The following is a 12,165-nucleotide window of genomic DNA, read 5'->3' on the forward strand; positions in this document are numbered from 1 at the left end:
GGCTCTGTACTATCTGGCGGGGCGTAGAATCGGAATATCCGCAATTATTTCTGTCTATTACCCCAACCTTTCCATACAATATCGGCATGGATGTTGCCGAGTCGTCAAGTTCAGAGGATACGCAGGGAGCTGGAATTTTCTACGGAATCCTCGCTCTTGTTCTCACGGTTGTTTTCCCGGACTCTACTGCTAATTTTTGGGGAACGATTGGTTTCTTTACTCTCGTGTGCTACATCGGCGCGAAGTTGTTCGGCTCGAAATCGCGCACTTTGCCACAAATTATTATCTGGTTGGTAGTTGTAGTAACGGCGTCGAACGTGATGCCCGAATCCGATACCGCTTCTATCGCGCCCTCCCCGTCGCCAGCTGCTACTTTAGAAACTCCACATTCGAGTCCGCACCCCTCGGCTACCCCATCTAGGCGCAGCACGACGCCGAAACCAACCCCGACAAGATCGGTTTCCACGCCACCGGCTACTGCGTCTCCCAGTTCATCACCTACGCCGGTTGCTGTTGTGCAATCCGATGTTGAAACTCACGATGACCGGAGTCCGGTATATCTTGCTGGCGAAGAAGACGAATATCAAGGCAACCAATATTCCCAAGACCAGTATGCGGCTGTTGAAGAATATGGTTCGCAGGGATATGAAGAAGAGGAGACTCAGAATTCGGCGGTTATGGACGTGGTGCACTACAAAAATTGCAGGCAGGTATGTCTCCTCGTGGGGCGCCCATTACGCTCTGACGAGATTGGTTACGGGCCCGAGCTTGATGCTGACGGGGACGGTATTGCTTGTGAATGGTGTGGGAAAAAGGACTAATGGTCATCGCGACGGAGTTGAGTGCGTAGGCCGCCGAACCTGGTATGTGTTTTCCGGAATGTACTGCGGATGTCGTACATGCGAAGTACAGCTCTAAAAACACATGGTGTCTCGCTGGCGGGCCGTGTGAAGTTCTTTACCTTTGGTCTATCGTGTTCCTTTGGAACAACTCCGATTTCCCTGTCCTTTTAAATGGAAAACTGGAATACTTCATTATGCTGCACTGGAAGCAAGGGTAAGTTTCAACCCAAGTGCTTTCATGATTTTTGCGATAGTTTCAAACGATGGATTGCCGTCTTTAGAAAGCGACTTATACAAGGAGACACGGTTAAGATCCGTGTCCTTTGCGAGCTGACTCATGCCACGTGCGCGCGCAATGTCCCGCAGCACCAGCTGTACAGTTTTCGTGTCACCATCTTCAAGTGCGATGGCTAAGTAGTCGTTAATGGCTTCTTCGCTATCAAGGTATTTGCTTGCGTCAAATGTAGAAAAAGTTACCTTACTCATAGATGCTCCTCCAGTACTTGTTTAGCGAGCTCGCGGGCGAATCGGATGTCTTTATCTTGACTTGATTTATCTCCGCCAGCTAAAAGGAAAACCGTGACAGTGCCGAATTGTGTGTAGTAGACCCGATAGCCAGCACCGAAGTGAAATCTCATCTCGCTGACCTTCCCACCTACGGATTTGATATCTCCTACCATTTTTCCGTGCGCTTCACATCGGGTAATTGCGTGCAGGATGCGGCGCCGAGCGTGTCTATCTTTCAGGTTGTCCAACCAAGATTCGAAAGTGCTACTAGAAATAATCTGCACATGTCAAGTGTAGTCTTTAGACTACACTTGTCAAGAGGGTGCTCTCGACTTAGTTCCGTACTGCGGATGTTGTACATGCGAAGTACAGCTCTGACAACACATCCCTACTCCCCAGGTGCTGGTGTGAATCCTGAGGTTCGAGTTATGGGGGATCATAGGGCACCCGGCTTATGGCTCGCTCGACTCGCGAAACGCTTGGCTTATCTGGCGCTCGGTATGCGGAACGCTCGGCTTCCGGGCATGCTGCTACCGACCGGGGCTGCGCTCGGCGCCCGGAATTTCTGTGCTACGATTCCACCCATGGGCATTCAACTATTCCTGTAGATCGGCGTGGCGCCACGCGTTGAAGCGCGGCAGTCACGCCAGGTCACGCACGCAACACTCACCGGTAGGTACATCGGCGCCCTCGCGCTCCCCCCTCGTGCCCCCGCAATTTTTGCGTGCTCTGCTCCACCTCCACGGAATATTCGAACCACAGCATCTCGAGGAATCCCATGACCCAGCCATCGGCCGCGTCCACATCCGCTACGCGTTCTGCCTCCGCGACGCCTGACGCACCTTCCGATCCGCGCGCCCAAAGCGCTGAAAACGACGCCGCTTCGAAACGCGCCACGCACCCAAAACCCACCCCGCATATTTCCCGCTTCTCCGCCTTCCGCCCGCGCTCGCTGCGCTTCTCCGAAGAATATATCCACGCTTACCCGAACCAGCCCCTCGCATTCCTCCTCGCCATCACCCGCGAAAATGCCGGGTTGATTGCGCTGACCACGCTGATCTCTTGCCTGACTTCGGTGGCCAGCGTCAGCCAAATTCACTTCGTCGGGAAAATACTAGATTCCGGGCTGGAGCACGGCATCACCGCCGAGCTCCTCGCTCCGGCAGGATCCTTCGTCGTCGCCACTCTTATCCTTGCTCTCACGCTCTGCACGGAAATTCCCGAAAATATGCTGTGGATGCGGGCAATGATCCATCCGCAGCGCACCCTCGCCGCCCGGCTTTTCCCGCGCCGCACCAATCTGGAGATGCAAACGGGTGACGTCGTCTCCGTGCTCAACTCGGATACCTATATGGTCGGTTCGATGCTCATTAATACGCCGGCCACGATTGCGTCGTTCCTCTCCTTCGGGCTGGTGGCGGTGCTCATGATGCGGATGAGCGTACCGCTTGGCCTCGCGGTGATTATCGGTCTGCCCCTGGTCATGGCGGTTGTCTCCTGGATTTCCCGCGTCATGGCCAAATGGCGTGAACCGTTGCGCGAAGAGCAGGGCAAACTGACCACGTTGGCCACGGACGGCGTGGTCGGGCTGCGGGTGATGCGCGGCGTCGGCGGGGAAGATTACTACAATGCGCGCTACCGCGAACAATCGGAAGCGGTCAAAAAGGCCGGTTTCGACGCCGCCCCGTCGCGTGCCCTCATGTCCACCGTGACCAACGGCGGCCCGCTTATTTTCCAGGCGGTCATCGTGACGGTGGGCGTGAGTATGTTGCTCAGCGGGCACCTCACCGCCGGCGAACTCTTCGCGTTCGCCGGCTATTGCGCCATCCTCTCCATGCCCATCATCATGTTCGCGAGCTTCGCGGCAACTGCGGTGGCTGCCTGGGTGAGCGCCAAGAAAATTACCCGCGCGCTCGCGGCCGAACCGCTCCTGCCCGATACCGGCACCGTGATCCCGCCTGCCTGGCACGCGGTTTCGCTGTACGACGCCGCGGCGGAGCTGCACATCGAAGCCGGGCGCTTCACCGCCGTGGTGGGCGCGAACGTGGAGGAGGGCACCGCGATTGCGGCGCGGCTCGCGCGGATGAACGACGACGCCGATATCCGCCTGCGCTGGCCCGCTCCGACAGCTAACGGTGAGCCGGGCGAAGGGCCCGCCGCCGGCAAAGCGCCCACCCCGGGCGAAGCCCGCGCCGCGGATATTCCCTTGGACGAACTACGCGCCCATATCCGCTACTCGGGGCCGGTCGCCGATCTTTTCGCTGGCACTCTACGCGAAAACCTCCAGGGCGAGCACGCCCCGGAGGTGCCAGCCCGCACCCTCGCCCAGCTTTTCGAGGACTATTCGAGCGGACAGGCCGGCCACCAGCATGCCCCGGCGGATACCAGTGCCGATGATCGGCTCACCTGGGCGCTGGCCACGGCTCAGGCTCGTGATGCCGTGGATTCGCTAGGCGGCTTGGACGGCACCGTCACCGAGCGCGGCCGCAATGTTTCGGGTGGCCAGCGCCAACGCCTGGTGTTGGCCCGGCTGCTGGCAAGCGACCCGGACATCGCCATCCTCGTGGACCCTACCTCCGCGGTGGATTCCCACACCGAGGCTCGTATCGCCGCGGCCCTATCCCAAGCCCGAAAAGGGCGCACCACCGTAGTCGTTTCGGCATCCCCGCTGGTGCTGGGGGTGGCTGACGTCGTCGTTCTTATTCGCGACGGCAAAGAAATCGCGCGCGGCACGCACGCGCACCTACTCGACCACCCGGACTATCGCCGCATCGTGGTGCGGGAAACCGGAGAAGAACCGCAACCCGGTGAAACCGGATTCGCGGCACGGCCCGCCGCCGCAAACCGCGCCGCCGCGAAAACCCCGCAACCCGGAGAGGAGCTGGCATGATCCTTCCCATCGCATCGCGCCGTTTTTCCGTGCGTGCCCTGGCGCGCATTGTCCGCGGGCGCCTGGGCGAATTCAGCCTGGTCGTCGGCCTGCAATTAGTGGCAGCCGTCGCGGCCGTCATTTCACCCATCGTGATCGGCCGCGCCATCGATATCGCCGGCCACCCGGAAGCCGCGAGCCGCGCGGCCGGGCTCATCGCCCTCATGCTCGGGGCGGTCGCGGTCCATACGCTGTTCACGTTCCTCGCGGATCTGCGCGCGGAATACTTCGGCAACCGGGTCTTCGCCCAGCTGCGCGACGGCGTGGTGCACGGCATCACCCACCTGCCCCTTGACCTGGTGGAAAGCGCCGGCTCCGGCGATCTCCTCGGCCGCACCACGGACGATATCACCCGCGTGCAATTCTTCATCCAACGCGGAATTTCCAGCCTCGTGGTGCTGGTGACCACCGTGTGCGTTTCGCTGGGCGCGGCGCTCTTGGCGGCCCCGGCCCTCGGCTGGACGCTATTCCTCACGGCGCTGGTCACGGCGGTAGTGCGCTGGTTCCTGCGCCGCATCGTCCCGGTTTTCCAGTCCGGGAGCGCGGTGCGCGCGGCTTTCGCCGGCTCGGTTTCCGAAACCGTCACCCAAAAAACCACCGTCGACGCCCTCAACCTGGGGCGGGTGCGCCTCGGGCGCCTGGACACCTTCATCGAGGAACACGTGCGCGTGGAAACCTACGGCCCGGGGATTGTATGGCTGTTCCGCGCCGGCGTGGCGCTCACCGTGTGGCTGCCGGTCCTGGTCACGCCCCTGGTGGGCGCGCTGCTCATCCCGCGCGGCGCCGCGACCCTCGGCCAGGTCATCACGGTCACGATGCTCGCGATCCAGCTGGCCGGCCCGCTCGAAGAACTCGGTTGGTTCATCACCGAACTCCAGTATTCCCTGGTGTCCTTCGCCCGCATTTTCGGGGTGGATACGGTGCCGCCGGAGTTGCGCCCCGACGTACCGCGTGGAACCGATGTTGAATTGCGCGGGGTGCGTTTCTGTTACGGCCGCACCATTAACGACGACGCCCGGCCCAGCGAGCCACGCGCCTACGCGCTTAAGGGCGTGGATCTGGAGGTGCGCAGCGGGGAGCACCTGGCGATTGTGGGGCCGTCCGGGGCCGGGAAATCCACGCTGGCCCGGCTGATCGCCGGAATTAACCGCCCCGAATCGGGAACGGTGCGGATTGGTGGGGTGGATGCTTCCCGGATCCGGGAGGATCACCTGCATACCACGGTGTCGCTGGTGACGCAGGAGCACCATGTGTTCGTGGGAACGGTGGCCGATAATCTGCGCATGGCTCGCGCGGATGCCAGCGAGGAGGAAATGCGGGCCGCGCTCGCGGCGGTGGAACTGGATCTGCCTTTGGAGGAGCGCCTGGCGGGCGGGGCTCGCGAGCTGTCACCCGCGCAGGCCCAGCAATTGGCGCTGGCCCGCATTATTGTGCTGGACCCGCAGATCCTTATTTTGGACGAGGCCACCGCGATGCTGGATCCGAATGCGGCGCGTTCGGCGGAGCGTGCCCTGGCCCGGGTATTGGAAGGGCGCACCGTTATTTCCATCGCGCACCGGTTGTATAGCGCGCATTCCGCGGACCGGGTGGCCGTGATGATCGACGGGCGGGTTGCTGAGCTGGGCAGCCACGATGAGCTGGTCGAACGCGGCGGGGAATACGCCCGGCTGTGGGAGATGTGGCAGGCGGTTGATGTGCCGGAAGTGTAGGTGGGTAAGGCTGCAGTCCCGGAGCCCTTATGCGCATATCAAATGTGTAAAGATGCAGGTCAGCGGCTTGTGAGTAGTAGTTATGGCGGTAGTGTGGGCGGCAGCGGGTGAATAGTGGTGTCTATCGCTTAACAAATATGCAAGAAAATCGGTTAAGGTATGTGATTGAAGGCCACTGAGTGGTGGTTGTTTCACGCGCCAACAGATAGGGATTGCCGGGAGGGCTTGGTTTTTCGCGGTTTTCTTGGTGTTGGTTGGATTCTAATCAAGCTTGGTGCTTGGTGTTTCTGGGAAAGGTTTGTCTTGATGTTCAAGATTGGGAAACGGGTTGCAGCGTCTGTTGCTGCGCTCGCTGTTGTGACGGGGGGGGGTAGCGTCTTATAGCTTTGCGGCCGAGCATATGGTGAAGGACCTTGCGGTCGCGGTTGTGGCTGATGGTACCCCCGACTTCAGCCAGGAAGAGGGCCCCGGTAAGGATACGGGCCCGAAGAATGGGGTTGTGCGTTCGCTGGATACTGTTGATTATGAGGTGTCGTGGCAGGTCACCAAGGATGGTGACTATACGCTTGAGGCGGAGTTGCCTGCTGGTGTGGAGTTTGCTCCGGGTTCTGATTCGTTTTGTAAGAATGCCGGCAAGGCTATCACCACCGATCTGACATATAAGTCTAAGAATTCTTTGCGCTGTGAACTCACGGGTAAGGCAGGTCAGTCCGTGAAGAGTGCGGTGAAGGTGTTTGTGCGCCGGGCCGCGAATGGTTCGGTTATTCCGCTTCAGTTCAGGGCTGGTGGTGCTACGTCGAATACGGTGTCGACAACGGTGTCGGCAAAGGCCGAGGGCTACGGACTGGCAAGGAATTCTTCGGGTGACATCTGGACCGCTTTCGAGAAAGACGATAATAAGTATCTTTACGGGTCCTTCTATTTTAACGTGACCGCTAACCGCCCTGCAGCTGGTGTTCAAAAAGGCCTCGAAGCCTTGACTGGTGACTATACCATCACTATGCCAATTGATCTTCCCGAAGGTAGCTTTGTCGACTGCGAAGGGGAAACCGGGAGCTTGAGACCTGCGGGTCGCCTTGGTAGTGAAAATAATTCGTACCGGAACAACGGTAAATGCGAGGCGTCTTACGACAAAGCCGCGAAGACGCTAAACATAAATATTAAGGGCGCTGATTTAACTGCGTCATCGTGGCCGACCCGCACTCAGATCGATACCCCGTGGAGTGAGAATTACCTGAATGGTACATGTATACGAGTAGCGGTTCCTGCGCAGTGGACGACTGAGAATAATGATCCTAGTGGTACGAAAAAACTCACTTATAGTGAAGCCACGCTGAGTGCTACCAGTATGAGTAACCAGCCGATTACCGCCACCACTCCCGCAGGCGAGGGCACGGTTGTTAATGCTGGCTTGGCTAACGTATGGATGGATAATCCATGGTTCAATGGTTTGGGTCGGCACTACGAACCAGGTGCTACCATCATGCCCGGCCAGACACGTGAAATCGGCTGGGGATCTGGTTTTAATCGTCCAGGCGAATTCTACGGTGGCACGTATGGGCAGTGTGTGAGCCTGAACCCTGAAGAAATACGCTTTGTACCCGGCTCCGTAAAGAATTGGACGCATCAAAATCTAGGACCCAACGGCATCCCGGAATTCTATGTCGGTACGGAAGATACCCTTGCCGATAGTTTCGATTGCGGATTCCCAGAGGATGGCAATAGCCAGTGGGTGACTAGCCCGAGTGATTATTCTAAGGTTCGGGCTGTTCGCATCAAACACATGGACAAGATCAAGCATTACCACGGTGATTCATCTATCATCAGGTTCCAGGTGCAGCGCCCGGAAGAATCAGTTATCGCCGATGGTACGAAGCTTTATGTGAAGTCGCGGAACTACGTGAAGAAAACTGACGGCACCATCGTCAATATCAACAATAAACCCGAGTACCAGGCTGGCTACGGCACGAGATCCTGGTTGACGGCGGTGTCGGGTTCGTATCGTCTTGAAGCGTTGTGGGGTTCTGCGCAGGCGGTGTTCGGGGATACGAATACGTTGACTGTGAAAGCCAACGCGAAGAACCTCACCGATGGCACGATCAAGGTTTCCCTGCCCGAGGGAGTGAAGGTGACGGATCCTGCCGGTGGGACAATCTCGGAGGATGGGCGTTCTGTTTCGTGGAATGCTGCTGGGTTTACTGATCCGAAAGCACTGCAAGTTCAGATCGTCACGAAGTCCCCGGCAACTATCGAAGCCACCGTCGTTCTTGAATCCGAGCAGTTCAAGGACGTAATCATCGAGCGTCGCACCACGAAAGCTTCCTTTGTTACCGGCATGACCGAACAGGTAACCGCGTCTGTTTCTACCAGTGCCCCGGACAATGTGGTGACGCTGGAGAATGGCACGGCAACGATTCCGTTCACTCTCTCGTGGGGTAACGCCACCACCGGTAATGCCACGGGTGAGCTGGTGTGGCAGGTTCCCGAGAACGTGACTCTTGCATCCGTTGGTGCCCCGTCGGACGGTGCGAGCGTCCAATGCACGACCCAAGACCGCACCGAAATGACGACTGCTCTCACGGCAGATAAATCCGGCAAGACTCTCTCGTGGTCGGACTGCCCGGCGGACCCGGCGGCTGTGACGGCTGTGAAGGTTTCTACCGGTAGCCTGGCGTCTACTGCTACCGGCACCCTGCCCGTGAGCGTCACCGCTAATCAGGTTGGTGACGTGGCTACCTCGTTTACTGCGGGTGTCTTCACGACTGCTAGTGGCAGTGTTGATTTCGAAAAGGCTACTCCGATTAGCGTGTATGTTCGTACACCTGCCCCGGAACCTGTAGTGACCGAGGGCGCGTGGGAGGATGCGACCGACCAGAATGCCAAGGATTGTGACACGAAGCAGGTAACCCAGACTCGCACCGTGACCACGACCCCGCACAAGTGGGACGCGGCCTCGAAGACCTGGGTTGCCGACCCGGACAACGCGAAGGTTGAAACTCAGACTCAGACTCGGGATATGACCGATAGTGAGCTTCAGGTTTGTACCCCCAAGCCCGCTGATGACGTCAAGACAGCCGAGTGGGTGGACGGGACCGGTAGCGATGCGAAGAACTGCGCTGCTAAGACCGTCTCGCAGACTCGCAGCAAGACGACTACGCCCTATAAGTGGGACACGGTCTCTAAGACGTGGGTTTTGGATGTGGATAAGGTGAAGGTTGAGTCTGAGACTCAAACCCGGCCCATGAACGATACGGAACTCATGGCTTGCGCGATTCGCCCCGCCGACAAGATCGATACCACCGAATGGATCGACAGCAGCGAGGAGGGTGCGAAGGATTGCGCCACAGGTAAGGTGACACAAACTCGCTCGAAGACCACAACCCCCTACAAGTGGGACACCGTGGCTCACGAGTATGTGCTGGACACCGAAAACGCAGTAACAACAACCGAGACCCAAACCCGGGATATGAACGACGCTGAGCTTCAGGTCTGTAGCCCCAAGCCTGCTGACAAGATCGACAACGCCGAGTGGGTTGACTCGACCGATGCGGGCGCGAAGGACTGCCAGACCGGCAAGGTGACCCAAACCCGGACCGTAACAACCACTCCCTATAGGTGGGATGCGGCTACCAAGAAGTGGGTTCTTGATACTGAGAAGGCTGTAACTAGCACGGAGACTCAGGTTCGGGATATGACTGACGCGGAGCTTCAGGTCTGCACGCCTGCTCCCGCCGATGATGTAAAGACCACGGAATGGATTGACTCGACCGACGCGGGCGCGAAGGACTGCCAGACCGGCAAGGTCAAACAAACTCGCACGGTGACCACAACCCCGCATAAGTGGGATGCTGAGACCAAGGCATGGGTGGCGGATACCGACAAGGCCCGGGTCGTGACTGAGACTCAGGTTCGGGATATGACGGATAGCGAGTTGCAAGAATGCACCGTGAACCCCGGTCTCAAGGTCGAAGAAACCGAATGGGTGGACTCGACAGACGCGGGCGCGAAGGATTGCCAGACTCGCAAGGTCACTCAGACCCGGACCGTGACAACCACGCCGTATAAGTGGGATACCGCGGCTAAGAAGTGGGTTCTGGATCCGGAGAATGCTACTACTAAGACTGAGTCTCAGGTTCGGGATATGAACGAGGACGAGGTGAAGGTGTGTATGGCCGGCACCGGCGTACCGGTCTATCCGGATCCGACTCCTGTTCCCCCGAACGGGAGCGTGACTATTGATCCGATTAACGGGCCCGATAACCCGGCCCAGTGTGAACCGACCGGCCCGATCACGCGCGCTGACGGAGTAACCATTACGGTGGATAAGGATTGTAAGGTCACGATCACTGTTCCTGAGGGTAAGACGCCTGGTCTGCTGACCCCGCCTGTCGAGGTGACACCTAAATACCCGACACCCGATAAGCCGGTTGTTAGCGTGCCGGTGAAGGTGATTGATACCCCGGACTGGGATGATACGACCACGACCCCGGACACCCCGGTAACTGTTGAAAAGAAGAAGGGCGAGGTGCCTGAGGGCACAAAGACCGAAGTGACTGGTCCGGGGACCGCAGTCTTGAACCCTGACGGCAGTATTACTGTCACGCCGGGTGAGGGAGCGGCGCCTGGTGAGAAGATCACGGTGAAGGTTGTCGATAAGGTAGGCAACCCCCTCGATAACATCACTGTGACGATTACGGAGCCGGCACCCGGCCCGGATTGGGACGATACGATCACGGGTCCGGGTAAGAAGATCACTGTGCCTAACAAGGGCGGGGACGTTCCGCCCGGTAGCACGGTGACAGTGAACGGCCCCGGCACGGCAACACTCAACCCGGATGGGTCTATTACGGTTACCCCGAATGAGGGCGTGAAGCCTGGTGAGAAGATCACTATCACGGTCAATGACGGTAAGGGTAAAGAATTGGATTCGTTTACCGTGAAGATCGGCAAACCCAAGACAGTCACCAAGGCCCTGCCGGTTACTGGTGCTCATACGACGGGCATGGCTGGACTGGCTGGTCTGCTTGTGTTGGCTGGTGGGCTGATGGCGTGGCGGCGTCGTCGTAACTAAACAAAATAAGAGCCATGTCGGCTAGCCCCGCCAATGTGTAGGGGGCTGGGGGTGGTAGGTGAATGTACGAAACTGGTTTACCTACCACCCCTACTTATTTCCATTGCGCTAGCCATGCAGTTGTGGCTGCGCTGGGCGTGCATTTTTCGTTGCGTTGGGGTGTTGTGGTGAGGCTTGAGTTATTAGAAACCCTCGTATCGTATTCGAGGCTGGGGACAATGGACGCGGTAGCCCGCCAATGTGGGTGTACTACTGCGGCGGTTGTGAAACGTATCCAGTTGTTAGAAGAAGAAGTGGGCTACCGGCTCACCCAAAGAGCCGGGCGGGGCAGCGAGCTCACGGCTGCGGGCTGGCATCTGGTGGAGCGTTCTATCCAGATTCTTGGGTTGGTGGATAAAACCGTGAGCGAGATACGAGACAGTGTGGATGACCCACAAGGTCGTATCGTGATTGTGGGACGCGAGTCCAGTGCCCTGGAGAGTCTCGCGAGTGTTATGGGGCGGGTGCGGCGGGAGTATCCGGGGATTAGTTTCGAGGTAGAGGCGTGTGGGCGGGAGCAAGCGGTTCGCATGCTTAGTGAGGGCGGGGTGTCTTTCGCGGTGTTGGATGCTTCGTGGGAGTGTGCTGCGTGGGAGACCCTGAGCTTGCCGGGTGAGGATCGGTGGGGACTCCTGGTTAGGGCTGGTAGTGATCTGGCGGGGCGCGAGTCGGTGCGGCGTGCTGATATTACGAAGCGGGCGTTGGTATTGCCGCACGAGGGTAGTCGGGAGTTGGGGTATTGGTTGGATAAGGAAAACCAGTTGGATGTGGTGGGTCGGTATGGGAGTGGGCGGGTGGCTTGCCGCATGGTTGAGGCCGGGGTTGGTGAGGCTATCGTCTTGGAGAATACGGTTGCGGAGAATGTGGGTATGATCGGGGCTTCGAATTCTGGTGGTGGTTGTGGTTTGGTGTTTGTGCCCCTTGATTGGCTTGTTGGTTTGCGGTGTGTGTTGGCGTGGAGCAGGCAGGCATGCTTGGGGCGGGCTGGTGAGGTATTCGTGGAAACAGCCCGGGCCGCCTTCGCGGGCGAGGCTGCGGCCGAATAAACACGTGATAGACGATCTGGTA

The 12,165-nt window shown here is 58.7% G+C and carries 7 protein-coding genes; 5 read left to right on the top strand and 2 right to left on the bottom strand.

Annotated elements, in window-relative coordinates:
- The first annotated feature begins 86 nt into the window (after positions 1-86).
- Complete coding sequence (locus tag ACRQEG_RS03150; RefSeq protein ID WP_284894933.1) at positions 87-821, top strand: excalibur calcium-binding domain-containing protein; 735 nt, start codon at positions 87-89, stop codon at positions 819-821.
- A gap of 213 nt (positions 822-1,034) precedes the next feature.
- On the opposite strand, the gene ACRQEG_RS03155 is transcribed toward ACRQEG_RS03150, so the two are convergent.
- Positions 1,035-1,328: an addiction module antidote protein gene (locus ACRQEG_RS03155; RefSeq protein ID WP_284894934.1), complete on the bottom strand. Its 294-nt coding sequence runs from the start codon at positions 1,326-1,328 to the stop codon at positions 1,035-1,037.
- Positions 1,325-1,633: a type II toxin-antitoxin system RelE/ParE family toxin gene (locus ACRQEG_RS03160; RefSeq protein WP_284894935.1), complete on the bottom strand. Its 309-nt coding sequence runs from the start codon at positions 1,631-1,633 to the stop codon at positions 1,325-1,327. The genes ACRQEG_RS03155 and ACRQEG_RS03160 overlap by 4 nt, the downstream gene beginning before the upstream one ends.
- A 494-nt stretch (positions 1,634-2,127) precedes the next feature.
- On the opposite strand from ACRQEG_RS03160, the gene ACRQEG_RS03165 reads away from it, so the two are divergent.
- The 4 genes from ACRQEG_RS03165 (at position 2,128) to ACRQEG_RS03180 (ending at position 12,143) form a co-directional block, all read left to right on the top strand.
- Positions 2,128-4,239 carry an ABC transporter transmembrane domain-containing protein gene (locus ACRQEG_RS03165; RefSeq protein WP_284894936.1) on the top strand — a complete coding sequence of 704 codons (2,112 nt, stop codon included), beginning with the start codon at positions 2,128-2,130 and terminating at the stop codon, positions 4,237-4,239.
- Positions 4,236-5,987, top strand: coding sequence for an ABC transporter ATP-binding protein (locus ACRQEG_RS03170; RefSeq protein ID WP_284894937.1), 1,752 nt, complete (start codon positions 4,236-4,238; stop codon positions 5,985-5,987). Before ACRQEG_RS03165 ends, ACRQEG_RS03170 begins: the two co-directional genes overlap by 4 nt.
- Positions 5,988-6,387: 400 nt before the next feature.
- Positions 6,388-11,058, top strand: a complete 4,671-nt coding sequence (locus tag ACRQEG_RS03175; RefSeq protein WP_435733777.1) for an Ig-like domain-containing protein — start codon at positions 6,388-6,390, stop codon at positions 11,056-11,058.
- Between the two features lie 62 nt (positions 11,059-11,120).
- Positions 11,121-12,143 carry a LysR family transcriptional regulator gene (locus ACRQEG_RS03180; RefSeq protein ID WP_284894939.1) on the top strand — a complete coding sequence of 341 codons (1,023 nt, stop codon included), beginning with the start codon at positions 11,121-11,123 and terminating at the stop codon, positions 12,141-12,143.
- The last annotated feature ends 22 nt before the right edge of the window (positions 12,144-12,165 follow it).

The organism is Actinotignum stranguriae (genome assembly GCF_051265215.1).
In the GTDB taxonomy this organism is placed as follows: domain Bacteria; phylum Actinomycetota; class Actinomycetes; order Actinomycetales; family Actinomycetaceae; genus Actinotignum; species Actinotignum schaalii_C.